At 63.5% G+C, this 23,273-nt stretch carries 21 protein-coding genes; 3 read left to right on the top strand and 18 right to left on the bottom strand.

Annotated features, from left to right (window positions below; all coding sequences use genetic code 11):
- Positions 1-4: 4 nt before the first annotated feature.
- The 15 genes from accB to WFP36_RS13440 form a co-directional block, all read right to left on the bottom strand.
- Positions 5-490, bottom strand: coding sequence for an acetyl-CoA carboxylase biotin carboxyl carrier protein (accB, locus tag WFP36_RS13510; protein WP_336981124.1), 486 nt, complete (start codon positions 488-490; stop codon positions 5-7).
- Positions 487-1,536, bottom strand: a complete 1,050-nt coding sequence (locus WFP36_RS13505; protein ID WP_336981122.1) for a PEP/pyruvate-binding domain-containing protein — start codon at positions 1,534-1,536, stop codon at positions 487-489. Before WFP36_RS13505 ends, accB begins: the two co-directional genes overlap by 4 nt.
- A 4-nt stretch (positions 1,537-1,540) precedes the next feature.
- Positions 1,541-3,382, bottom strand: coding sequence for a PEP-utilizing enzyme (locus tag WFP36_RS13500; RefSeq protein WP_336981120.1), 1,842 nt, complete (start codon positions 3,380-3,382; stop codon positions 1,541-1,543).
- Between the two features lie 173 nt (positions 3,383-3,555).
- The gene (locus WFP36_RS13495) at positions 3,556-4,581 is read right to left on the bottom strand and encodes an AraC-like ligand-binding domain-containing protein (RefSeq protein ID WP_336981118.1); all 1,026 of its coding nucleotides are present in this window, start codon (positions 4,579-4,581) and stop codon (positions 3,556-3,558) included.
- 312 nt (positions 4,582-4,893) lie between these two features.
- Positions 4,894-5,841: a helix-turn-helix transcriptional regulator gene (locus WFP36_RS13490; RefSeq protein WP_336981116.1), complete on the bottom strand. Its 948-nt coding sequence runs from the start codon at positions 5,839-5,841 to the stop codon at positions 4,894-4,896.
- A 58-nt stretch (positions 5,842-5,899) separates the two neighbouring features.
- The gene (locus tag WFP36_RS13485) at positions 5,900-6,742 is read right to left on the bottom strand and encodes a beta-etherase (RefSeq protein WP_336981114.1); all 843 of its coding nucleotides are present in this window, start codon (positions 6,740-6,742) and stop codon (positions 5,900-5,902) included.
- Between the two features lie 83 nt (positions 6,743-6,825).
- On the bottom strand, positions 6,826-7,569 hold the full coding sequence (locus WFP36_RS13480) for a 3'(2'),5'-bisphosphate nucleotidase CysQ (RefSeq protein ID WP_336981112.1): 744 nt from the start codon (positions 7,567-7,569) through the stop codon (positions 6,826-6,828).
- A gap of 10 nt (positions 7,570-7,579) precedes the next feature.
- Positions 7,580-7,828, bottom strand: a complete 249-nt coding sequence (locus WFP36_RS13475; RefSeq protein WP_336981110.1) for a DUF2061 domain-containing protein — start codon at positions 7,826-7,828, stop codon at positions 7,580-7,582.
- 27 nt (positions 7,829-7,855) lie between these two features.
- Positions 7,856-9,793 carry a sulfate adenylyltransferase subunit CysN gene (cysN, locus tag WFP36_RS13470; protein ID WP_336981108.1) on the bottom strand — a complete coding sequence of 646 codons (1,938 nt, stop codon included), beginning with the start codon at positions 9,791-9,793 and terminating at the stop codon, positions 7,856-7,858.
- Positions 9,793-10,695 carry a sulfate adenylyltransferase subunit CysD gene (gene cysD, locus WFP36_RS13465; protein ID WP_419716637.1) on the bottom strand — a complete coding sequence of 301 codons (903 nt, stop codon included), beginning with the start codon at positions 10,693-10,695 and terminating at the stop codon, positions 9,793-9,795. The genes cysN and cysD overlap by 1 nt, the downstream gene beginning before the upstream one ends.
- Positions 10,696-10,809: 114 nt before the next feature.
- On the bottom strand, positions 10,810-11,586 hold the full coding sequence (locus WFP36_RS13460) for an enoyl-CoA hydratase-related protein (protein WP_336981106.1): 777 nt from the start codon (positions 11,584-11,586) through the stop codon (positions 10,810-10,812).
- A 13-nt stretch (positions 11,587-11,599) separates the two neighbouring features.
- On the bottom strand, positions 11,600-12,727 hold the full coding sequence (locus tag WFP36_RS13455) for an enoyl-CoA hydratase/isomerase family protein (protein ID WP_336981104.1): 1,128 nt from the start codon (positions 12,725-12,727) through the stop codon (positions 11,600-11,602).
- Between the two features lie 22 nt (positions 12,728-12,749).
- The gene (locus tag WFP36_RS13450; protein ID WP_336981102.1) at positions 12,750-13,058 is read right to left on the bottom strand and encodes an I78 family peptidase inhibitor; all 309 of its coding nucleotides are present in this window, start codon (positions 13,056-13,058) and stop codon (positions 12,750-12,752) included.
- A 13-nt stretch (positions 13,059-13,071) separates the two neighbouring features.
- Positions 13,072-13,542 carry a hypothetical protein gene (locus tag WFP36_RS13445; RefSeq protein ID WP_336981100.1) on the bottom strand — a complete coding sequence of 157 codons (471 nt, stop codon included), beginning with the start codon at positions 13,540-13,542 and terminating at the stop codon, positions 13,072-13,074.
- A gap of 84 nt (positions 13,543-13,626) precedes the next feature.
- On the bottom strand, positions 13,627-14,010 hold the full coding sequence (locus WFP36_RS13440) for a Rid family hydrolase (RefSeq protein ID WP_336981098.1): 384 nt from the start codon (positions 14,008-14,010) through the stop codon (positions 13,627-13,629).
- A gap of 176 nt (positions 14,011-14,186) precedes the next feature.
- On the opposite strand from WFP36_RS13440, the gene WFP36_RS13435 reads away from it, so the two are divergent.
- Positions 14,187-15,137, top strand: coding sequence for a TauD/TfdA dioxygenase family protein (locus WFP36_RS13435; RefSeq protein WP_336981096.1), 951 nt, complete (start codon positions 14,187-14,189; stop codon positions 15,135-15,137).
- Between the two features lie 40 nt (positions 15,138-15,177).
- Here the strand turns inward: WFP36_RS13435 and WFP36_RS13430 are convergent, their stop codons facing one another.
- From WFP36_RS13430 to mce, 3 genes are all read right to left on the bottom strand, one after another.
- Positions 15,178-17,250: an acetyl/propionyl/methylcrotonyl-CoA carboxylase subunit alpha gene (locus WFP36_RS13430; protein WP_336981095.1), complete on the bottom strand. Its 2,073-nt coding sequence runs from the start codon at positions 17,248-17,250 to the stop codon at positions 15,178-15,180.
- 236 nt (positions 17,251-17,486) lie between these two features.
- Positions 17,487-19,784, bottom strand: coding sequence for a methylmalonyl-CoA mutase (scpA, locus tag WFP36_RS13425; RefSeq protein ID WP_336981093.1), 2,298 nt, complete (start codon positions 19,782-19,784; stop codon positions 17,487-17,489).
- Positions 19,777-20,193, bottom strand: coding sequence for a methylmalonyl-CoA epimerase (mce, locus tag WFP36_RS13420; protein WP_336981091.1), 417 nt, complete (start codon positions 20,191-20,193; stop codon positions 19,777-19,779). Before mce ends, scpA begins: the two co-directional genes overlap by 8 nt.
- A 121-nt stretch (positions 20,194-20,314) precedes the next feature.
- Here mce and WFP36_RS13415 point away from each other — a divergent pair, with 121 nt between their 5' ends.
- Together WFP36_RS13415 and WFP36_RS13410 are read left to right on the top strand one after the other, a co-directional pair.
- On the top strand, positions 20,315-20,566 hold the full coding sequence (locus WFP36_RS13415; RefSeq protein WP_336981090.1) for a twin-arginine translocase TatA/TatE family subunit: 252 nt from the start codon (positions 20,315-20,317) through the stop codon (positions 20,564-20,566).
- 231 nt (positions 20,567-20,797) lie between these two features.
- On the top strand, positions 20,798-23,116 hold the full coding sequence (locus WFP36_RS13410; RefSeq protein ID WP_336981088.1) for a TonB-dependent receptor: 2,319 nt from the start codon (positions 20,798-20,800) through the stop codon (positions 23,114-23,116).
- Positions 23,117-23,273 lie beyond the last annotated feature (157 nt).

Raw genomic sequence — 23,273 nt, 5'->3', positions numbered from 1 at the left:
GGCCTTACCCGCCCGTCTTCACGCGGATGAGGGCCTGGCCTTCTTCCACTGACGTACCGTTTTCCGCGAGGATGGCGACGACCGTGCCGGCAACGCCAGCGCGGACGGAGTTCATCAGCTTCATCACTTCGATGATGCCGATGATGCTGTCCTCGTTCACCAGATCGCCCACCTTCACGAAGGGCGGGTCGCCGGGGCGCGGGGCTGAATAGAAATTGCCGAGCAGTGGGGCGGGCACGTCGACTTCGCCTGCGGCCGGGCCGGAAGCCTGTGCCACAGGCGCCGGTGCGGGAGCAGAGGGGGCGGGCGCAGCGGTGCGCGTGGCAGGGGCAGGTGCGCCAGGCGCATCCTCTTCGTCATAGAGCCGCCAGCCCGAACCGCCGCGGCTGACGCGCAGCTTGAAGTCCCCGATCTCCAGCTTGAGTTCGGAGAACTGGGATTCATCCAGCAGCCGTGTGATTTCCGCGATGTCCTTCGCCGTCAGGATCATCGGCGGCCTCCGAAGATATTCATCACGTGGTTCAGAGGATTGTCTTTCTTTTCTGCCACGGGGGCGACGTCCTTGGCGGACCAGACGGTTTCGGGACGGCTCTGCAGCAGCAGGATGTTGCCCTGCTTGTCGACGGCCCATTCGATGTCCTGCGGGCGGCAGTAATGGCGCTCGATCCTGCGGCCGACTTCACGCAGGGCCTGCAACTCGTCGTCGGAAAGGCAGGGGGCTTCGGCTGTCAGCTTGTCCAGTTCGACTTCCACGATGCCGCCTTCGGGCGCGGGGACCTGCTTGGCGTGCTTGTGCGAGATGTCGCGCACGCTGATCTCGCCAGTGATCTTGCCCATCACCCAGCGATCGGGCGTGACTTCACCGGAGACGACCGCGCTGCCCAGGCCCCAGGCGCCTTCGATGGTGATGACCGACTTGTCGCCGCTGGTAGGCGAACGAGTGAACATCACGCCTGCCGTGCGGGCATCCACCATCTGCTGGATCACCACGGCCATCGCCACGCCTTCTTCGGGCAGCTTGTGCTTGAGGCGATAGGTCATGCTTTCCACCGAATAGAGGCTGCCCCAGCATTCGCGCACGCGGTGGACTGTTTCCTCCGGGGTCAGCACCCACAGGAAGGTGTCCTGAAGCCCCGCGAAGCTGGCGTCCTCGGCGTCTTCCGTCGTTGCGGAAGAACGGACGGCCACTGGCACCGACCCACCGCCGCACAATTCGGCATGGGCGGCAAGGATCGCCTGTTCTACTTCGGCGGGCAGGGGTTCTTCCACCACCCGGCGACGCAGTTCCAGCGACAGGGCCGTCACTGCTTCCAGATTGGCGGGCTCCAGTCGTTCGACCTTGTCGCGCACGCTGTCACGCGCTTCGAGGGCCTTGAGGAACAGCTCGAAGGCATGAGTGGTGACGACGAAGCCCGGCGGCACGGCAATGCCCGCGCCGGTCAATTCGCCGAGGCTGCCGCCCTTGCCGCCCACGGTGGGGCGATCGTGGATGCCCACTTCGCTGAACCAGGCGACCGATTTCACTTCATTGCTCATTGCGTCATGCGTCCTCGAGCACCGTTTCCTCGTCGAGGATGGTCACGGTGCCGCGGCCGCCATCCACCCGGATGCGCTGGCCGTCCTTGATCTTCTGGGTTGCGGTGCCGGTGCCGACCACGGCGGGCAAGCCGTACTCACGGGCAACGATGGCCATGTGGCTCATTGATCCGCCAATGTCGGAAACGGCGGCGCTGATCTTCTGGAAGATCGGCGCCCAGGTGGGATTGGTCACCTGGCAGACGAGGATGTCGCCTTGCTGCAAGCGGCCGATTTCCTCGACGGACTTCACCACGCGGGCAGGGCCTTCGACCACGCCATGGCAGGCGGCGAAGCCCTTCAGCTCCTTTGAATCCGCCTCGGCATCGGCGTTGAGCCAGGTGTCGAGGTTTTCGCGAGTGATGCCCCACAGCATGACAATGGCGGGATCGTCGATGGAATCGGGAACATTGCCCAGAGCAGGCGGGGTGGGGTGCTTGGCCCATTCCGCGATGGCTGCGGCACGCTGCTTGACGATGGCGGGCCAGTATTTGGGCCCGCGCGGCTCGGAGCCGATGCCCCAGGAGAGCATCAGGTCGATGATCGCGCTTTCCAGCTCATATTGGGTGAGGTGGAACACATCCTCTTCCTTCTCGAAGAAGCCGTGATCGCGCAGCAGGGCGCCGAATTCGCGGATCTTGTTGAAGAACAGGTTGGTGTACCAGTGCTCGCAATAGAACTTGTGGCCTTCCACATAGGGGAAGACGCGGTGGGCGAGGTGGATCAGCTGATCGTAGGTCGCCTTGTCCTCATCGGTGTCGAGCAGGTCGCGATAGTCCGCCACTAGTTGTTCGCGTTCCGCCACAAGCTGCCCGGTGGGCCGCTCGATATTCGTGCCGGCTTTCACCTTCTCGATATAGCCCGGCAGAGCCGCGAAGGGCAGGGAGAGGTCGTCGTTCCACGAACGGTGATAGTGGTAGAAGCCATCGCCGGAACTGACGTTGAACCAAGGGTTGCGGCTTGCTTCCAACTCGTCGAGCCAGGCCTTGCCGCTCTCGCCAAGCTGGTCGAGCGCTTCCAGCACGTCGTCGATATACATGCCATCGTGGAACTTGTCGTCCACGCCCAGTTCCACTGCGCGGCGGGCGAGGCGCTTCACTTCCTCGTCGGGGCGGAAGATTTCCGCCTCCATGCCGGCAACCATGCGACTGATGGTCTGGTCCGAAATCTCGGGGAAGGCCTTCTTGCAGAAGTCGAAGAAGGTCATGTAGGCGCCATAGCCCAGCAGCAGGAATTCGAAGTGGTGGTGCCACATGCGGTGGTACCCTTCGATCTGCTTCTGATAGATGTCGAGCAGCGCGTGATTGGCTGCCACACCCTTGCCGGTGTGGGTTGTCTCCAGCGGCTCGTAATCGGGCAGGGAGGGCTTGGGCAGCGCCTGCGCATCCGCGATCAACGCCTTCATCTTGTCCTTCCACTGGTCGTACAAAGTCTCCCAGTGTTCGTAATAATAGAAGGCACGCTGCTGGAACTCGCCCACGCGTTCCTCGATCTCGGCCGGGTCGGTAACGGCTACGCCGCCGATATAGACGCGACCGTTGATGACCCGGTGGTCGATCCCCTTGGCGGTGGGCAGCACATGGACCCGGGTGTTGAACGCACCCAGCGCGACATAGGCCGCCTCTGCCGTGATCATGTCGAAATGATGCATCGGCTCGGGGAAGTGCATTGAGTTGTAAAACCAGAAGCGTTCGTCGTCTTCCGGAGTGAACTGAGTGTAATAGGGGTAGGCGGCCTGGGCGGCTTCGGTGCCCGGCACGACCTTCAGGGAACTAGGCAAGGGAAAGCCCTTGGCTTCATCAGCCATTTCCAACATCCTCCATTCAAATCCCGTTCCCGCGTAGTTCGTGCTCGCGGGAATTTCTTGTTGAGGTCAGGATACTGCCTGAGGCCCGACTTCGGTAGGATTCACGCACATGATGAATAGGACAAAAGCACAAGGCTATTGTCTAAGTTGTGCGTGCGGAAGGTGCTTTGCACTCAGGATTGCGGCGCGTGGCCGGCGCGCCATTCGCGCGGGGTTATGCCGAAGCGCTTGCGGAACTGGCGCGAGAAATAACCTGGATCGAGGAAGCCGTTGCGATAGGCGATTTCCGCGATGGAAAGGCTGTGGGAACGTGGATCGGACAGCATGTCGCCCGCACGTTCGAGCCGAGTAGCGTTGAGCTCCTGAACGAAGCTGGTGCCGCTGCCTGCCAGCAGTGTCTGGAGATAGCTTTTCGAAATGCCGCAATCGGCCGCCACCCGGTCCGGCGAGAGGTCGGGCGAGGCATAATCGTTTTCGATCCGGCGCAGGATCAACCGCGCCAGCTGCCCGCGATGGCGATGCTTGGGGCTGCTGCCTTCGCCGGTTTCATTGACCCCGGTAGCCAGGGCGAGGAGGTTCCCGATCTGCTCGGCGATCAGCGGGCGGGGCAGGGTGGTGGTCTTGAGGCGTGTCACGAGGCATTCAAGCAGGGCACCGAGCGGGGCGCCCCAGCCGTCGCGGCCGTCCATCGGCCGGGCAAGATGTGTGCCCACGTCGGGCAGGTAACGCTCAAGCCAGTTCTGCGGCATCATCAGGTCCAGCGCGCGATGCTCGGTCTCCATCTCCATCTGGTAGAAACGGGTATTGTCCAGCAGCACGAACTGCCCCGCTGCCAGAGTGAAGCGCCTGCCGCCCATGGAAGTCTTCATGTCGCCTTGCAGGGAATAGACCAGTTGAATCGAAGGTGTGGCGCGCATGGCCGCTCCCTCGGCGCCGGTATGAGTAACGCGCTGGGCAGGGGCGTGGAGCTGAAGCAGGCGCAACTGGCCGATGCCGTGGCTCACCCATCGGGCGGCGAAACTGTCCGGATCGAAAACGGTAACCTCGATCGGGGCGATCGTACTGGCGGCCCAGCTGCGCCATTGGTCGATGGCGTCCCGCTTGGCGAGGCCGGAAGAGCTCCACTCCCTGTCGTCATCGGCTTGGCGGTCGCGCTCGGTCACGCATGCCTTATGGCACAGGTCGATCGCGGCGGTCACGGGAAAGGCGGCATTGGGAGCGGCGGAGGGCCCGGGAACGCCTGCAAGGTGGGACCGGGAAGTGAAGGGGGTTCACCCCCCGGTCCATACCGTTCGTCCCCTCCCGCCCTTGTGGCGCCCGGCCTGCATGTCATGCTGCAAGTCCGAAGCGCGCGGCGATGTTCTCATCGAACGGTTGATGCTGCGTTCCCGAAAGGCCCTGGGGCAACTTTCGATCCGGAGGATAGTGCAATTACATTCGTATTCGGAAGGACACGCGCGCAGGGGAATGTGGACATTTGCGCATGCGTATTTGTTCATTTAATCGAATGACTAGCCCATTTCCCGCCATGCACGAGGGGTCGCGTTGAAGCGCTTGCGGAATTGCCGGGCGAAATAGCCCGGGTCCAGAAAGCCGCAGCGGAAGGCGATTTCCGCCACGGAGAGCGACCGCGAGGTAGGATCGGTGAGCAGGGCGCTGGCCTTGTCCAGCCTTACCGCATTGAGCTCGCGCACGAAGCTGGTGCCGGAATTGGTCAGCAGCGCCTGGAGATAGCGCTTCGAGATTCGCAAATCTGCCGCCACGCCTTCCGGTGTGAGTTCCGGATCGGCATAGTCGCTTTCGATACGCCGCATGATCTGCTGGGCCAGCCTCATGCTGGGGCGAACGGAAACCGGCTCCTTCACTCCCAGAGCCAGAGCCACCAGATTGCCCAATTGCTCGGCCACCAGCGTGCGCGGCATGGGGCAATTGTCGCCTTCGCGGGCGATGGTGAGAAGCATGGTGGCAAGCGGCGGGGCCCAACCCTCCTCCATCTCCATCGGCTTGCCGATATGGGACATCGGATCGGGCAGGAACTGTTCGAGCCAGGGCAGCGGCATGATCAGGTCCAGCGCCTCATGCTCGGTATACATGTCGAGCTCGAATCGGTTGCTGTTGTCGATCAGCGCGAACTGGCCGGGCTCGACGTGAAAGTCGTGCCCTTCGGCCCGGGCGTGGAACGGCCCCCTGATGGAATAGATGAGGTGGATAAGATGATCGGCCGCCGCGAGTTCCTGAACGATCTCGCGATGGACGACCTTCTGGGGAGGGGCAACGAGGTGGAGCAGGCGCAGCTGCCCCACGCCGCGGCTGATGAGCCTTGCAGCAAAGCGCTCCGTTCCATGGAGCGTGATATCGACCGGAGACTCCGTCCGCTCCGCAAAATGGCTGCGCCACCGCTCAGCCGCTTCCTCGGCGGACATGCCTTCCGAAGACCATTCCTTGCCTTGCGGCAACATGGCGCCCGGTTGGGTCAGAGGCCGCACCGCAAGGCCTTTTCCGGCAGTCCGGCGGGGCTCAGCCCGCCTTCATGCCTTCGGTGATGCGCTGCGTCTCGGTGCTGGTCGATGCCGGGCCGGTATTGCGCTTGTGAATGCCGCCGGCGCCCTGCGGCGCGAACAGTTCGGGATCGCCGTCGCGCTGCTTGAGGCCGAACAGCGGGAACAGGCCCGGATGACGGCCGAGGCCGCCATAGAGATCGAGGCAACGTTCGATCCAGTCGCGCAGCGGATCGTCTTCGGCGAGTACGGGGCTCGTCTGGCAGACCGAGGCCGTGAACAGGATCGAGCCCATGATGCGAAAATCGGCATAGTTGGGCTGCGAACCGCCCAGCCACTTGCTCTCGCGCAGGGCGATACGCAGCGGCTCCAGCTCGGCGGAAATCTTCGGCAGGCGGTCTTCATAACCGGCCTGCATGTCTTCCAGCTTCATGCCGAGCATGATCTCGCGCGAGTGCGTGATGTATTCGTGATCTTCCGGGTTCGCCAAATTGCGGTAATTGGCGCAGAAACAGCGCATCCACGGGCCGGTGGCCACTTTCCAGAACCATGCGTCGAGCGCGCGGGTGACCGTGGCAACGCTTTCATGCGGGATCAGCGTGGGGCGAGTGGGATATTCGGCGTCGAGATATTCGACGATGCCCCAGCTATCGAGCACCCAGGTGCCATCGTCCACAATGGCGGGCAGGCGTTCGGTCTTGCCGCCGGTACGCTCCAGAATCTTGGTGAAGCCGCCGGGCACGACGTCGAGATCGAAGCCCTTGTGCTTGAGCGCATATTTCGTCGCCCAGACGAACGGGCTGATGGTCGCCCCGGTGGACAGGGCAAGATCGTAGAAAGTGATCGTGTTGTTCTTGGCCAAGGTGGCTCTCCCAAGGAATCGGCACTTGTCGACGCGCAGTGCTACGCCCGCAGGGGGCGCTTGAACACTGACTTATCGCAAATTCAGCCCTTGGCGGCTACGGTAACCGCATCCAGAACACGCTCCGCCCAATCGGGGCGGCAGATCAGCAGGTCCGGCATATAGGTGTCGGCCTGATTGTAGACCAGCGCGCTGCCGTCGATGCGCGAGCAGTGCAGGCCGTGCGCCTTGGCGACGGCCACAGGGGCGCAGCTGTCCCATTCATATTGGCCGCCGGAATGGAGATAGATATCCGCCTCGCCCCGGATCACGGCCATGGCTTTGGCCCCGGCGGAACCCATGGGCACCAGTACGCCGCCCAGCATCTCGGCCACGGCCAGTGCTTCTGCGGCAGGGCGGGTGCGGCTGACGAGCAGGCGCGGCGCGCCATGATGGGCGGGAAGCTCCACCGGCGCATCGCTGCGGAACACAGCGCCTTCGCCAAGGCCGGGCAGGGCGACCGCGCCGAGAGTGGCCACTCCGTCCACTGCCATGCCGACATGGACGGCCCAGTCGCTGCGTTCCTCGCCATATTCGCGGGTACCGTCCACCGGATCGACGATCCAGACGCGGGCCTTGCCCTGGCGTTCCGGATTGTCCTTCTCTTCCTCGGAAAGCAGGCCGTCATCGGGGCGCTGCTGGCGCAGGGCGTGGACGAGGAACTGGTTGGCGACCTGATCGCCGGCCTTACCCAGCGCCTTGCCTTCGAACACGCCGCTGGCGCGCACCTCGATCAGGATACGTCCGGCAACGGCAGCCAGATGGGCGGCGAGTTCTGCATCGGTCATCGCGACAATCTCAGATCTTGGTGGCCGGGTCTTCGGGCGCTTCCTTGAAGCCCCATCTGACCGAACTCCAGGCCCGCTCGTGGAAATAATAGAGGATCATCTTGGTGATCACTTCGGTCGAGGCGATCGCACCTGCCGCCTTGGGGCTGCCGGTGAACAGCCAGGACAGCAGGAAGGTATCGATACTGCCCAACACGCGCCAACTGATGGCTTTCACCACCGATCGGCTGTGAGCTTCCCGTCCCTGGAAGAGGAACATGCCCCCGTTCCTCCTCTCAGCGCGCCGTCACAGATCCGGGGTCCACACGCCCAGAATACGCTCGGCGATCAGATCGGCGGCGTCTTCGGGGCTGGTCCGGGTCGTGTCGATGCGGATTTCGGGGTTCTCCGGCGCTTCATAGGGGCTGTCGATGCCCGTGAAGTTCTTCAGTTCGCCGCTGCGGGCCTTCCTGTAAAGGCCCTTCACGTCGCGTTCTTCCGCCACGCTCAGCGGCGTATCGACGAAGATTTCCACGAATTCGCCTTCCGGCAGCATCGAACGCACCATCTCGCGCTCGGCGCGGAAGGGGCTGATAAAGGCGGTCAGCACGATCAGGCCCGCATCGGCCATCAGCTTGGCCACTTCGCCCACGCGGCGGATATTCTCGATCCGGTCCGCCTCGGTAAAGCCCAGATCCTTGTTCAGTCCATGGCGGATATTGTCGCCATCCAGCAGGAAACTGTGCTTGCCCAGCGCGTGGAGCTTCTTCTCCACCAGATTGGCAATGGTCGACTTGCCCGAGCCAGACAGGCCGGTGAACCACAGTACCGCAGGCCTCTGGCCCTTCAGTGCCGCATGCTGCTGCCGCCCCACTTCCAGCGCCTGCCAGTGCACGTTCTGTGCGCGGCGCAGGCTGAAATGGATCATGCCGGCGGCCACTGTGGCATTGGTGATCTTGTCGATCAGGATGAAGCCGCCCAGCGTGCGGGAATCGCTGTAGCGTTCGAACACGATCGGTCGGTCGGTCGTCACTTCCGCCACGCCGATGGAATTGAGCTGCAGCGTCTTGGCTGCCAGATGTTCCATCGTGTTGACGTTGATCTCGAATTTCGGCTCCGCCACCGTGGCGCTGACGGTCTGCGTCGCCAGCTTCAGCCAATAGCCGCGGCCGGGGATCATCGCCTCGTCATTCATCCACACGATGGTGGCTTCGAACTGATCCGCCACCTGCGGCGGGTCGTCGGCAATCGCGATCACGTCGCCGCGGCTGCAATCGACCTCGTCTTCCAGCGTCAGGGTGACCGACTGGCCGGAAACGGCCACGTCCAGTTCGCCATTCAGCGTGACGATGGACTTCACCCGGCTGGTCTTGCCCGAAGGCACCACGCGCACTTCCTTGCCGGGCGTGATCTCGCCCGAGGAAATCAGGCCGGAAAAGCCCCGGAAGTCCAGGTTGGGGCGGTTGACCCATTGCACCGGCATGCGGAAGCTCTGCGCCTGGGCAGCCGTGTCCGCGATCTCCACCGTTTCCAGATGGTGGATCAGGCTGGGCCCTTCATACCACGGCGTATTGTCCGACGGCGCGACAGTGATGTTGTCGCCCTTGAAGCCGGAAATGGGGATGGGAGTGAATTCCTCAATCCCGATCCCGCGCGCGAATTCGGCATATTCCTCGACGATGGCGTCGAACACGTCCTGATCGTAGCCGACCAGGTCCATCTTGTTCACGGCCAGCACCAGATGGCGGATGCCGATCAGATGGGCGAGATAGGAATGGCGCTTGGTCTGCGTCAGCACGCCCTTGCGCGCGTCGATCAGGATCACGGCGAGGTCGGCGGTGGAAGCGCCCGTCACCATGTTGCGGGTATATTGTTCGTGGCCCGGCGTATCGGCCACGATGAACTTGCGCTTTTCCGTGGCGAAGAAGCGATAGGCGACGTCGATGGTGATGCCCTGTTCGCGCTCGGCGGCAAGGCCGTCCACCAGCAGGGCGAAGTCGATCTCCTGCCCCTGCGTGCCCACGCGCTTGGAGTCTGCCTCCAGCGCGGCGAGCTGATCTTCGAAGATCATCTTCGAATCGTAGAGCAGGCGGCCGATCAGGGTCGACTTGCCGTCGTCCACCGACCCGCAGGTGATGAAGCGCAGCAGCGTCTTGTTCTGATGCAGATCGAGATAGGCCTCGATATTCTCGGCAATCAGGGCGTCGGTCTTGTAGACCGGTTCGAGAGCGGCAGGATCGGTCATCAGAAATACCCCTCCTGCTTCTTCTTCTCCATGGAGGCATCGCCCCCGTCCTTGTCGATCACGCGGCCCTGACGTTCGCTGGTGGTGGTCAGCAGCATTTCCTGCACCACTTCGGGCAGGGTGCTGGCAGTGCTCTCCACCGCGCCGGTCAGCGGGTAGCAGCCCAGGGTGCGGAAACGGATGGAGCGCATCACAGGCTCCTCGCCCGGCAGCAGCGGGAAGCGGTGGTCGTCCACCATCAGCAGCAAGCCGTCACGCTCCACAGTGGGGCGGGGGGCGGCCATGTAAAGGGGCACGATCTCGATCTGCTCCTTCATGATGTACTGCCAGATATCCAGCTCGGTCCAGTTGCTGATCGGGAACACGCGGATGCTCTCGCCCTTGTTCTTGCGGGCATTGTAGAGGTTCCACAGTTCCGGGCGCTGGTTCTTCGGGTCCCACGCATGCGTGGCCGTGCGGAAGGAGAAGATGCGTTCCTTGGCGCGGCTCTTTTCCTCGTCGCGGCGGGCGCCGCCGAAGGCCGCATCGAAGCCATATTTGTCGAGTGCCTGCTTGAGCCCTTCCGTCTTCCACATATCCGTGTGCAGCGGGCCATGGTCGAACGGGTTGATCCCGCGCTCTTTCGCTTCCGGGTTCTGATAGACGATCAGATCCATGCCGGATTGCTCGGCCATCTTGTCGCGCAGGGCGTACATGTCCCGGAACTTCCAGGTCGTATCGACATGGAGCAGCGGGAAGGGCGGAGGCGACGGATAGAAAGCCTTGCGGGCAAGATGCAGCATCACTGCGCTGTCCTTGCCGATCGAATAGAGCATCACAGGATTCTGCGCTTCGGCCACGACCTCGCGCAGGATGTGAATGCTTTCGGCCTCGAGCCGATCAAGATGCGTCAATTGCTGCATAATCGCATCGGCACATGGCTTGTGCCGCGCGCCGGGGCAAGAGCGCGGCAGGGCAGAAATTCTTTGCGGGGGGCAAACTGTGGCTAGGTCTGCCCCTTCGCGCGGTTCGCCCGGTCACCGGCCGGTGAACTGGGCGGGGCGCTTTTCGGCAAAGGCGGCCATGCCTTCCTTCTGGTCTTCCGTGCCGAACAGCCCGGCGAACAGGCGGCGCTCGAAGGCTAGGCCCTGGCCGAGCGGAGTCTCGAAGGCAGCATTGACCATTTCCTTGCAGGCCATGGCGGCCAGCGGAGGCATGGCGGCGATCCTGGTCGCGACCTTCATGGCCTCCGTGAGCAATTCATCGGCGGGAACCACGCGGGCGACAAGGCCCGCGCTTTCTGCTTCCGCCGCATCCATCATCCGCCCGGTAAGGCACATCTCCATGGCCTTGGCCTTGCCCACAGCGCGAGTCAGGCGCTGCGATCCGCCCATGCCCGGCGTGATGCCCAGGGTGATTTCCGGCTGGCCGAATTTCGCGCTGTCGGCCGCGAGGATGAAATCGGCCATCATCGCCAGTTCGGACCCGCCGCCCAGCGCATAGCCTGCCACGGCCGTGATCCACGGCTTGCGAGTGGCGACAACGTGGTCATAGCCCGCGAAGAGATCGGCCCCATACATGTCGGCAAAGCCCTTGGCGGACATTTCCTTGATATCGGCCCCGGCGGCAAAGGCCTTCTCGCTACCGGTGAGGACGAGGCAGCGCTGCGCCGGATCGGCTTCATAGGCGGCAAAGGCGGCGACCAGATCGGCCAGCACCTGGCTGTTGAGCGCATTGAGCGCCTGCGGCCGGTTGAGCGTCACCAGCGTGACGGCGCCCTGCTGTTCGACAAGGATGGTCTGATATTCGGCCAAGGCTGTTCTCCGTTCAGGTCAGCGGCGTCCACTCTTCCCTTTCCGGGAGAGGGGCGAAGATCGCGTCCAGCTTCGCCTCGCTTATGCCTTCCGGCGCGGCGGGATTCCAGCGCGGCGCATTATCCTTGTCCACCAGCAAGGCGCGCACGCCCTCGGCAAAGTCCGGTTCGGCGATCATGCGGGCGGCAAGGCGGTATTCGATGCGCATTTCCTCGGCGAAGGCTTCTGCGTCATCCCGGCGAATGCCGGGATCGCTGCCCGCCTGTTTCCCTCCGCCGGCCAGCGGTCCCGGGTCAGGCCCGGGACGACGTCGGGCCTCCGCGATCTGCCGCAGGGCGACCTTCATGGTCAGCGGGCTCTTGGAGCGCAGGGTGGCCAGTTCCTTGCCCGCCCATTTCGAATCGTCCGCTTGCAGCGCGGCGAGGATGTCCTCCAGCCGGTCTGACGCGAAGAAATGGTCGATCTTCTCGGCATTGCGGGCGAGGCGGGCCTCAGGCGGCTGGACGGACAGCTCCCCAAGGATGGCGGCAATATCGTCCGGCGCGGCGATGATCCGGACCTTGGCCTGCGCCAGCGCCTCGCTCGGCAAATAATGTGTGGCAAGGCCCGCCCAGAGGCATTCCGCCCCGTCCAGCCGCGCGCCGGTAAGCGCCAGGAACGGCCCGATCCGACCGGGAAGGCGCGAAAGATACCAGCCCGCCCCGACATCGGGGAACAGGCCGATGGCCCCTTCCGGCATGGCAAACAGGGTATTTTCGGTCGCCACGCGGAATTGCGCTGGCATGGCAATGCCCACCCCGCCGCCCATGGTGATCCCGTCCATGAAGGCGACTACCGGCTTGGGATAAGTGAACAGCAAATGGTTGAGCCGATATTCCTCGTGGAAGAAGGCACGGCCTTCCGCTCCGCCATCCTCCAGCACCGAGCGGCGCACGGCGGCCACGTCGCCCCCGGCGCAGAAGCCCCGGCCCTCGGCATGGTCGATCAGCACAGCCTGTACGGCGGGATCGTCGCGCCATTCCAGCAGTACCCGCTGCATTGCCTCGACCATGTCGAGCGTCAGTGCGTTGATCGCGCGGGGGCGGGCGAGGGACAGGTGCCCCGCGCCACCATGGATGTGGTGGTGGATATTCTCGCTCATCGCCAGGGCGATAGCGGGCCTGTCAGGTGCAGGAAACCCGCTCGATCACCATGTCGTCATCATAGCTGACGGTCAGCCGGTCGGCCCGGAAGTCCATCGTCACGGCGGTGCGGGGCGGAACCCAGCGCAAGGTGCGCGCACCGGTGGCCTTGATCAGTGCCGCGCCGGTTTCTGCCGTGGCCTTCTGCCCGACAAAGGCCTGCCCGGCCTCTGCCTTGCACTCGCCTTCGGCGCGGGGCTGCGGAGCGGGTTCTTCGGCGCCGGTAGTGGTGCAGGCGCCCAGCGCGAAGGCCCCGGCGAAAGCGGCGGGTATGGCGAAAAGTCGCGTCATCGAAAAACTCCCATTATTCGCAGCGAGTATAGGTCAGTGGCTGCGGCATCGCACCTCCGCCATGCTCGGTGCGCACCAGTTCCTTGCCGCCTTCATTGACGACAAGCTCCTCCTCGCGCGTCCAGCTCATGCCTTCGCCCGTATAGGCGAAACTGGCGAGCAGGCGCTTGTCCCCGCCTTCCTTCACCGTGCCGAGCGTACCGACCGATTCATAGAATTTGAGCTTCTCTGGCCCGATCACCAGCAGCCCCTTGGCATCGCCGCGCGTGGAAGTGCAGTCGGCCGGAACCAGACCCCAGCGGCCCTGTATGGCCGCAGGGATCGCGTCGGGCAGGCTTGCGGGCTCGCTACTGGCGGAAGGCTCGGGCATCGCGGCAGGTGCTTCGCTTTCCGGCGTGGCACTCTCGCTCGGCTCGTCGGAACTGCTGCATGCGGCCAACGCAAGGGCTGCAAGGGTGGAGGCGGCGGCAAGGTGGAGCTTCATGGTGTTCTCCCATCTGTTCGCGGGGGCAATATCTTCTGCAATATCAACGCCCGATGTACCGAACCTTTCCGCCGCCCGGCTCGGTTAGCCCTCCTGGACTACCGCTTCGGCTTCGATCTCCACCTTGATCTCGGGCCGGTAGAGCGAGCTGATCGCCACCAGCGTGCCGGTGGGGCAGGTGGCCTTCAGGTGTTTGGAGAAGGCCGCGCTCACTGCATCGGCGTCCGCAATGTCGGTCACGAACATGCGCACGCGCACGACGTCGGCCATGGTGCCGCCCAGTTCCTCGATATATTCGCCGATCAGCGTGTAGATGCGGTCCGCCTGATCGCCTGCGCTTTCGGCGGGGGGCATGCGGTCGTCGATCGTTCCCGCGACGATGATCCGGTCGCCCACGCGCAATGCACGGGTGAAGCCCACTTCTTCCTCGAATTTCGAGCGGGGGGCGATTCGCTGGCGGGTAGTCATGTCCGGGTTCCTCTCCTTTGACGTTTCCTCTTCCTATCGCCGATCGAGCCAGGCCGCGCCAGAGCCGAGACGGGGCGGCATGGCGTCAGCGGGAAGATTGACTCTGTCACAGCTTTGGGGAATCGCGCTCGCTCGTTTTCCCCCGTGGGGGCGTGCAAGTTACAGGAGAAGGCCAGATGGGCCTCCAAGTGAACCCGATCCTGCCGAAGTTCGGCGCCGAATGTTCCGGCCTCGATATCACCCGTCCGCTCTCGCCCGAAGAGCTGAAGGAAGTGACCGATGCCATGGATAAATTCGGTGTGTGCGTCTATCGCGACACCGGCCTGACCGACGAGCAGCACGTCGAATTCAGCCGCAATTTCGGCTATCTGGAGCGTGTCCCCGCCCGCGAGGGTATGAAGATGCGGCTGCCCTTCCGTGAGCTGTTCGACGCGTCCAATCTCAATCTGGAAGGCGAGATCACGAAGGATCCGGCCGCGATCCAGTATCGCAAGGGCGATCGCCTGTGGCACACGGACAGTGCCTTCATGGAAAAGCGCACGTCCTATTCGCTGCTCTTGGCCCATCAGGTGCCCAGCGAAGGCGGCGAGACGTGGTTTGCCGATACCCGCACTGCCTATGACGATCTGCCGCAGGACATGAAGGAATTCCTGGCCGACAAGGTGGGCGTGAATTCCCTGTGGTGGAGCCGCAAGCAGGCCGGCGCCGACATTGCCGAAGAGGAAATCGACGCACGCCCCAAGGCACGTCACCCGCTGGTCCACACCCACAAGGGGTCAGGTCGCAAGGCGCTGTTCATTGCCGCCCACACCATGGACATCGAAGGGATGGACCCGGAAGAGGGCCGCTCGCTCATCAAGCAACTGATCGAGCACTGCACTCAGCCGCAATATATCTTCAGCGTGAAGTGGAATGCGGGCGATCTGGTGATCTGGGACAATCTGTGCACCATGCATCGCGGCGGCGAGTTCGATTACGAACACGAAAAGCGCGACATGCGCCGCACTACAGTGCGTGAAGGGACCGAGCCGCACACGATGGAAACCGGCGACGATCCTTTTGCCGAGCTGTTTTCCAGCACGCCCAAGACGGTGGACATCGTCGGCGCGCGCGAAGGCGGGCGTTAAGTCGGGCTGATTGCCTGGTGCGTGGTTCGGGAACTGGACGTCAGTCCAGTTCCAGGATCACCGCATCCACTGCCAGACTGGCGCCGACCGAGGCGTTGATCTGCCTGATCGTGCCCGATTTTTCGGCGCGCAGGAGGTTTTCCATCTTCATCGCCTCCACCGTGGCCAGAGGCTGGCCGGGTTCCACGGCCTGCCCTTCAACCACATGTAATGCCACGAGAAGTCCGGGCATCGGGCAGATCAGCAGGCGCGAGAGATCGGGCGCCTCCTTCTCGATCATATGTGCACTCAAAGCCGCATAACGGGCGTTCAACACGCGCACATGCGTACCGAAACCGCGCGTGGAGAGCATGTAACCGAGCCGCTTCGGCGTGACCTGAACCGTCAGCGGAGCGCCGTCCAACTCGGCGAAGATGATCCGGTCGCCCGGCGTATATTCAAAGGCGATCTCCACCGGCTCGCCATCCACCGTGATCGCATCCTCCTCAATGCTGACCAGATAATCCGTCCCGTCGATTGTTGCCTGCCAGTCGCCCGGAGGGGCAGGCGGGCCATTCAACTGCCCGTCGATCCGCCGCGCGCGGTCGGCATCGATCGTGGCGATGGTTCCCGCAATGGCCGCAAGAGCCCGTAGCAGTTCCGGCGAGGCCGGGGCGCCGATGAAGCCTTCGGGATATTCCTCTGCGATGAAGCCGGTGGTCAGTTCGCCCGCGCGGAAGCGGGGGTGCTGCATCAGGGCGGAGAGGAAGTGGAGGTTGTTGCCCGGCCCCTCGATCCGGAAGGCGTCCAGCGCCTGCACCTGAAGGTCCGCCGCTTCGCTGCGTGTGGGGGCCCAGGTGATCAGCTTGGCGATCATGGGGTCGTAAAAGATCGAGACTTCGCCGCCTTCGGTGACGCCATCGTCAATTCTTACGAATCCCCGCTCGTGCTGAGCCTGTCGAAGCACGCGCGCTTCGACAGCCTCACCCGCGCCCTTCGACAGGCTCAGGGCGAACGGCTGTTGGTGTGAGGCCGCTTCAGGCGGCTGATAGCGCACCAGCCGCCCGGTGCTGGGCAGAAAATTGCGATAGGGGTCCTCGGCATAGACGCGGTTCTCGATGGCCCAGCCGTCGATCCCGATGTCTTGCTGCGTGAAGGGCAGGGCCTCGCCCGCCGCCACGCGGATCATCTGTTCGACCAGATCGATCCCGGTGATCGCCTCGGTAACGGGGTGTTCCACCTGCAGGCGGGTGTTCATTTCGAGGAAATAGAAGCTCTCGCCAGTTGGGTCCGCGCCGCTGACGATCAGTTCCACCGTGCCCGCCGAATGATAGCCCACCGCCCGCGCCAGCGCGACCGCCTGCTCGCCCATGCGGGCGCGCATTTCGGGCGTCACGAAGGGGCTGGGGGCTTCCTCCACCACCTTCTGGTGGCGGCGCTGGATGGAGCATTCACGCTCGTTCAGGTGGACGATATTGCCATGGCGGTCGCCCAGAACCTGGATTTCGATATGGCGCGGGCTTTCGATGAATTTCTCGATGAAGACGCGGTCATCCCCGAAGGAGTTGAGGCCCTCGCGCTTCACGCTCTCGAAGCCCTCGCGCACGTCCTGTTCGGACCATGCCAGCCGCATTCCCTTGCCGCCGCCGCCCGCGCTGGCCTTCATCATCACCGGATAGGTAATTTCGCCCGCAATGCGGACGGCATGTTCCGTATCCTCGATCTCGCCGACGAAGCCGGGGACGACATTCACGCCCGCCGCCGCCGCGAGACGCTTGCTCTCGATCTTGTCGCCCATCGCCGCGATGGCATTGGGCGGCGGGCCGATGAAAGCGATCCCTTCCGCCTCCAGCGCCTCCACGAAGCTCGCCCGTTCCGACAGGAAGCCATAGCCCGGATGGACGGCCTCGGCCCCGGTGGCCTTGCAGGCGGCGATGATCTTCTCGGGCAGGAGATAGCTCTGCGCGGCGGGGGAGGGGCCGATATGCACGGCCTCATCCGCCAGCTTCACATGCGGACTGCGCGCATCGGCATCGGAATAGACCGCCACCGTGGCGATCCCCATGCGCCGCGCGGTGCGGATGATCCGGCAGGCGATCTCGCCGCGATTGGCGATGAGGATTTTGGTGAACATGACGGCTCCTACAAGCCGTCACCCCAGCGAAAGCTGGGGTCTCTGGCCGCTGGGCTGGACGTGGGGGCCTGCGATTCCAGCTTTCGCTGGAATGACGAGATAACGGCGATGCTGCCTCTCACATCGTCATGCTGAACTTGTTTCAGCATCCATCTCTCCTCCCGCCCTGACATCGCATGGGGAGAAATGGACCCTGAAACAAGTTCAGGGTGACGAGGAGGGAAGCTGATCATCGTCTACTCCCCCACAGGCGGCATATTATGCCCCAGCAACCGCAGCATATCCGCCGCGCATTCGACCACATTGCTGCCCGGCCCGTAAATCCCCTGCACACCCGCCTCGCGCAGGAAGTCGTAATCCTGCGGCGGGATCACGCCGCCGGCCACCACCTTGATGTCGGCGCGGCCTGCTTCGCGCAGGTGGCGGATCAGTTCGGGGATCAGCGTCTTGTGCCCGGCGGCGAGGCTGCTGGCGCCCACGGCGTCCACCCCTTCGGCAAGGGCGAGGGCGGCGGTTTCGGCAGGGGTCTGGAACAGGGGCCCGCTGATCACGTCAAAGCCCATGTCGGTGAAGGCGCTGGCGATGACGTTTGCCCCGCGATCATGCCCGTCCTGCCCCATCTTGGCGACCAGCAGGCGCGGCTTCCGGCCGAGACGGCGGGTGACGGCTTCCACGCCGTCCAGCACCTGTTGGTAGCGTGGATCATCGCCATAAGCGGGGCCGTAAATCCCGCCGACCGGCTGGGGCTGGGTGCCGTAGCGGCCGAAGGCGTCCTCCAGCGCGGCGGAGATTTCGCCGAGAGTGGCGCGGGCGCGGGCGGCCTCGATGGCGAGGGTGAGGAGGTTGGCGGCTGGGTGAAGCGTTGGCGTGTGGCCTTCGACAGGCTCAGGCTGAGCGGGTGTTGGAGCCATCCCAGATCCTCTCCCGCCGGGGGAGGTGGCATCGCGCAGCGATGACGGAGGGGGATTGCCTTCGGGCACGCCCCCACCACCGTGCTGCGCACGGTCCCCCTCCCCCGATGGGGGAGCAGCTTTGGCAGCCGCCGTCAGCGCCGCCAGCGCATCCCGCACCTTCGCCTCGTCCCGCCCGGCCTTCACGGCGGCAATCCGCGCGATCTGGCTTTCGCGCACGGCGTGATTGTCCACTTCCAGCGTCTCGATCCGCTGCTCCTCGGCGAGCCGGTATTTGTTGACGCCCACGATCACATCCTCGCCCCGGTCCACGCGGGCCTGACGCGCGGCGGCGGCCTGTTCGATCAGGCGCTTGGGCATGCCGCTGGCGACGGCCTGCGTCATGCCGCCCATGGCGTCCACTTCGGCGATCAGCTTGCCCGCGTCCTCCACCAGAGCGGCAGTCAGCGCCTCGACATAATAGCTCCCGCCCAAAGGATCGGCCACGCGGGTGATGCCGCTTTCCTCCTGCAGGATAAGCTGGGTGTTGCGGGCGATGCGCGCGGAAAAGTCAGTCGGCAGGGCCAGCGCCTCGTCCAGCGCATTGGTGTGCAGGCTTTGCGTCCCGCCCAGAGTGGCGGCCAGTGCTTCCACCGTAGTGCGGATGACGTTGTTATAGGGGTCTTGCTCCTGCAAGCTGACGCCGCTGGTCTGGCAATGGGTGCGCAGGGCTTTGGACTTTTCGTTTTTCGCGCCCAGTTCCTCCATCACTTTGCACCACAGCACGCGGGCGGCGCGCAGCTTGGCCACTTCCATGAAGAGGTTCATGCCGATGCCGAAGAAGAAGGACAGGCGCGGGGCGAAGGAATCTATGTCGAGCCCAGCGGCCATGGCGCGCTTCGCATATTCCTTGCCGTCGGCAATGGTGAAGCCCAGTTCCTGCACTGCCGTCGCCCCGGCCTCATGCATGTGATAGCCGCTGATCGAGATCGAATTGAACTTCGGCATCTCGGCCGAGCAGAAGGCGATGATGTCGCTCACGATCCGCATCGATGGCTCGGGCGGATAGATGTAGGTGTTGCGGACCATGAACTCCTTGAGGATGTCGTTCTGGATGGTCCCCGATAGCTGGGCGCGCGGCACGCCCTGTTCCTCGCCCGCGACAATGAAGAAGGCCATGATCGGGATAACGGCGCCGTTCATCGTCATGGAAACGGACATCTCGGCCAGCGGGATGCCGTCGAACAGCAGCTTCATGTCCTCGACCGTGTCGATTGCCACGCCTGCCTTGCCGACATCGCCCACCACGCGGGGATGATCGGAATCGTAGCCGCGATGAGTGGCAAGGTCGAAGGCGACCGACAGGCCTTTCTGCCCGGCGGCGAGGTTGCGGCGATAGAAGGCGTTCGATTCCTCCGCCGTGGAGAAGCCCGCATATTGCCGGATGGTCCAGGGCCGCACCGTGTACATGCTGGCATAGGGGCCGCGCGTGAAGGGGGCGAAGCCGGGCACTCCGGGGTCGGCGGGCGCATCTTCTGCCGTATAAAGCGGTTGGACCGCGATCCCTTCCGGCGTGTGCCAGGTGAGGTCCGCGCCCTTGGCTTCCTTTTCCGCGCGGGCCTGCCAGTCGGACTTGTCAGCCATGTGCGGGTGTTTCCATGATCTCGGTCAGCACGCCGCCCATATCCTTGGGATGGAGGAAGAACACCGGCGTGCCATGCGCGCCAATGCGGGTGGGGCCCAGGATGCGCTTGCCCTGTGCCTCGAAGGCGGCGCGGGCGGTGGCAATGTCAGGCACTTCGAAGGCCAGGTGGTGCTGGCCGCCTTCCGGGTTCCGCTCAAGGAACTTCGCGATGGGGGAGTTTTCTCCCAGCGGCTCCAGCAGTTCGATCTGAGTGTTCGGAATGTCCACAAAACACACCGTCACACCCTGTTCGGGCATGGGGAAGGGGTTGTAAATCTGGGTGGCGCCCATCGCATCGCGCCAGAAGGCGATGCTGCGGGCAATGGATGGCGTCGCGACGCCGACGTGATTGAGCGGGCCCAGATCCATGTGCGAGCACTAGCGCGATGCGGCCGGGCGGGAAATGCCGAACTCGAATTCTGTCACTTTCCTTGCATGGTTCGGTTATAGGCGCGCCAGAAATACCGACCTAACGGTGGAGCGATTCGAAATGGGTTCCTTTTCCATGGTGCACTGGCTGATCGTGGCCGTGGTGATCCTGATCCTGTTCGGCCGGGGCAAGATCTCGGAAACGATGGGCGATTTCGGCAAGGGCCTGCGCAGCTTCCGCAAGGGCATGGCCGAAGATGACGACAAGCCTGCCAGCACCGACACCAAGCCTGTCGCGCAGATCACGGCCGATCAGGCCGACGCCGCCAAGACCGGCAGCGAAACCGGCGAACGCAACTCGTCGGGTAACTGATCCCGCCTGCCCTTCGCGGGGCGATGCACAGAGCCATAACGCCGCATCGCGGCGGGCCTTCTCGTGCGCCTGTGGGGCCGGTCAGGCGGCACCTTTCTTCTGCGATGCAGCACAAGTTCTCATTTGAAACTAAACTGTCAAGAAAGTCACGATTCCGTCCCTAAACTGACCCTCGCATTTCAAAATCCCTCGTCAATGCCGCGCTGCAACAAAAAACCATGAGGGACCAAAATGCGACTCCATCAGCTCCGTGCGGGCGTGCTCATTGGCGCCAGTCTGACCTGCCTCGCGCTAGCCAATTCCGCCCATGCCGAAGAAGCAGCGGCGGCCGCCGAGACGACCGACAATGAAATCGTCGTCTACGGCAAGGGCGAAACCCGCCAGGTGCAGGAAATCTCCTCGGACGATATCGTCACCCTGCTGCCGGGCACCAGCCCGCTGAAGGCGATCGAGAAGCTGCCCAGCGTCAACTTCCAGGCGGCCGACCCCTTCGGCAATTACGAATGGTCCACCCGCGTTTCGATCCGCAGCTTCAACCAGAACCAGCTGGGCTTCACGTTCGACGGCATCCCGCTGGGCGATATGACCTATGGCAACCATAACGGCCTGCATATCAGCCGCGTGATCAGCCCCGAAAACGTGGGCCGCGTGGAAGTGTCGCAGGGCGCGGGCACGCTGGGCACGCAGTCGACCAACAATCTGGGCGGCACCGTGCAGAGCTTCTCGCGCGATCCGGAAGACCATTTCGCCGCCGACGCTGCCGCCACTTACGGCAGCAACGATACGATGCGCGGTTTCGTGCGCCTCAATGCCGGCAGCGCCAATGGCCCGCGCGGCTTTGTCAGCTATGCCTATGGCTCGACCGACAAGTACAAGGGTAAGGGCACGCAGGACCAGCACATGGTCAATGCCAAGGTCGTGATCCCGGTGGGTCAGGCCGAAGTCGACGGCTGGCTGAGCTATTCGGACCGCCGCGAGCAGGACTACCAGGACATGTCGCTCGATATGCTGGACCGGCTCGGCTACGATTCCGACAATCTGTTCGGCGATTATGCTCTGGCGATCCAACTCGCCGACGTTGCCAACAATATCGACTCCTTCAATAACACCACCGGCCTGCCGGGTGCCGACGGTCTTTCGGATATTACCGGCCTTGCGCCGAGCAATCCGGCCGCGGGCAAGGTGTTCCCGGGCAATTACAAATATGTCGACGATGCCTATTACGATGCGGCAGGCCTGCGTAAGGACTTTGTCGCCTCGCTGGGCGTGAAGGCGCCGCTGGGCGACAAGGTGAACCTCTCGGTCAAGGGGTACTACCACAACAATCGCGGCATGGGCCTGTGGGCGACGCCTTACGTTCCCAGCCCCAACGGCACGCCGATCTCGGTTCGCACCACCGAATATGAGATCGACCGTGGCGGTATCTTCGGCTCGCTCGACATCGATCTAGGCAGCAATCAGGTCAGCGTGGGCGGCTGGTACGAACATAATGAGTTCAATCAGGCCCGCCGCTTCTACGCGCTGGCAAGCCGCACCGATCCGGGCTTCTCATTCCGCGATTATCCGAAGAACCCGTTCTTCACCCAGTGGGAATTCGATTTCACCACTGACACGCTGCAATATTTCGTGGCCTACAAGATCGACCTCGGATCGCTGAAGGTGAATCTGGGCTGGAAGGGCTTCAAGGTCACCAACGAAGCCGATGCCGTGGTGCAGGCGAGCTATCCGGAAGGCAAGATCACGGCGGAAGATTGGTTCCAGCCGCATGTCGGCCTAGTCTACGAACTGTCGGATAATGCCGAAGTCTTCGCCGGCTTCACGCAATCGACCCGGGCCTATGCCTCGGCCACCACGACTGGCCCGTTCTCGACCAATCAGGCCGGGTTCGATGCGATCAAGGATACGCTGAAGCCAGAAAGCTCGGACACCTATGAAGCAGGTTTGCGCTACAACACCTCCAGCTTCAACGGCGTGATCGGCGTCTATCTGGTGAACTTCCAGAACCGCCTGCTTTCGGTCGCAGTCGGCTCCTCGATCCAGGGCAACCCCAGCGCGCTGCAGAATGTCGGTTCGGTCCGTTCGATCGGCTTCGAAGCGGCGGGCGATCTCAAGCTGGGCAGCAATTTCTCGCTCTATGCGTCCTACAGCTACACCGACGCGACCTATCGCGACGACGTGCTGGACGGCGATGGCAACGTGATTTCCGCCATCAAGGGCAAGACGCTGACTGACAGCCCCGAACATATGCTGCGTGGCGAACTGGCCTATGACGATGGCACGATCTTCGGCCGCGTCGGCCTCAACTGGATGTCGGAACGCTACTTCACTTACCTGAACGACCAGTCGGTAGATGCACGCCTGCTGGCCGATGCCAGCATCGGCTATCGCTTCACCGACAAGATCGAGTTGCAGCTGAACGCCACCAACCTGCTCGACAAGCAGTATATCTCGACCATCGGTTCGGGCGGCTACGGCAATTCGGGCGACCGCCAGACCCTGCTGGTCGGTGCTCCCCGTCAGGTCTTCGTGACCGTCAAGGCCGGCTTCTGATCCGGCCGGGCACGGCGGAGGTCATTCTCCGCCGTGCCTGCCCGTCCGGTTTCGGCATGGAATTCGGGGCGCTCCTTTGCGGGGGCGCCCTTTCCATCTGGCTGAAACATGGCCGGTTCAATGTCTTTCTAACCAGATCCCGCAACCGGAGCTCCCA

Source organism: Fulverythrobacter fulvus, from assembly GCF_037154085.1.
In the GTDB taxonomy this organism is placed as follows: domain Bacteria; phylum Pseudomonadota; class Alphaproteobacteria; order Sphingomonadales; family Sphingomonadaceae; genus Andeanibacterium; species Andeanibacterium fulvum.
This window is presented reverse-complemented; position numbering and strand designations above follow the sequence as displayed.

Coding starts and splice junctions, on each gene's coding strand:
- accB (WP_336981124.1), bottom strand. CDS start 490: ATGATCCTGACGGCGAAGGACATCGCGGAAATCACACGGCTGCTGGAT.
- WFP36_RS13505 (WP_336981122.1), bottom strand. CDS start 1,536: ATGAGCAATGAAGTGAAATCGGTCGCCTGGTTCAGCGAAGTGGGCATC.
- WFP36_RS13500 (WP_336981120.1), bottom strand. CDS start 3,382: ATGGCTGATGAAGCCAAGGGCTTTCCCTTGCCTAGTTCCCTGAAGGTC.
- WFP36_RS13490 (WP_336981116.1), bottom strand. CDS start 5,841: ATGTTGCCGCAAGGCAAGGAATGGTCTTCGGAAGGCATGTCCGCCGAG.
- WFP36_RS13480 (WP_336981112.1), bottom strand. CDS start 7,569: ATGACCGATGCAGAACTCGCCGCCCATCTGGCTGCCGTTGCCGGACGT.
- WFP36_RS13475 (WP_336981110.1), bottom strand. CDS start 7,828: ATGTTCCTCTTCCAGGGACGGGAAGCTCACAGCCGATCGGTGGTGAAA.
- cysN (WP_336981108.1), bottom strand. CDS start 9,793: ATGACCGATCCTGCCGCTCTCGAACCGGTCTACAAGACCGACGCCCTG.
- cysD (WP_419716637.1), bottom strand. CDS start 10,695: ATGCAGCAATTGACGCATCTTGATCGGCTCGAGGCCGAAAGCATTCAC.
- WFP36_RS13455 (WP_336981104.1), bottom strand. CDS start 12,727: ATGAGCGAGAATATCCACCACCACATCCATGGTGGCGCGGGGCACCTG.
- WFP36_RS13450 (WP_336981102.1), bottom strand. CDS start 13,058: ATGACGCGACTTTTCGCCATACCCGCCGCTTTCGCCGGGGCCTTCGCG.
- WFP36_RS13445 (WP_336981100.1), bottom strand. CDS start 13,542: ATGAAGCTCCACCTTGCCGCCGCCTCCACCCTTGCAGCCCTTGCGTTG.
- WFP36_RS13440 (WP_336981098.1), bottom strand. CDS start 14,010: ATGACTACCCGCCAGCGAATCGCCCCCCGCTCGAAATTCGAGGAAGAA.
- WFP36_RS13435 (WP_336981096.1), top strand. CDS start 14,187: ATGGGCCTCCAAGTGAACCCGATCCTGCCGAAGTTCGGCGCCGAATGT.
- WFP36_RS13430 (WP_336981095.1), bottom strand. CDS start 17,250: ATGTTCACCAAAATCCTCATCGCCAATCGCGGCGAGATCGCCTGCCGG.
- scpA (WP_336981093.1), bottom strand. CDS start 19,784: ATGGCTGACAAGTCCGACTGGCAGGCCCGCGCGGAAAAGGAAGCCAAG.
- mce (WP_336981091.1), bottom strand. CDS start 20,193: ATGGATCTGGGCCCGCTCAATCACGTCGGCGTCGCGACGCCATCCATT.
- WFP36_RS13415 (WP_336981090.1), top strand. CDS start 20,315: ATGGGTTCCTTTTCCATGGTGCACTGGCTGATCGTGGCCGTGGTGATC.
- WFP36_RS13410 (WP_336981088.1), top strand. CDS start 20,798: ATGCGACTCCATCAGCTCCGTGCGGGCGTGCTCATTGGCGCCAGTCTG.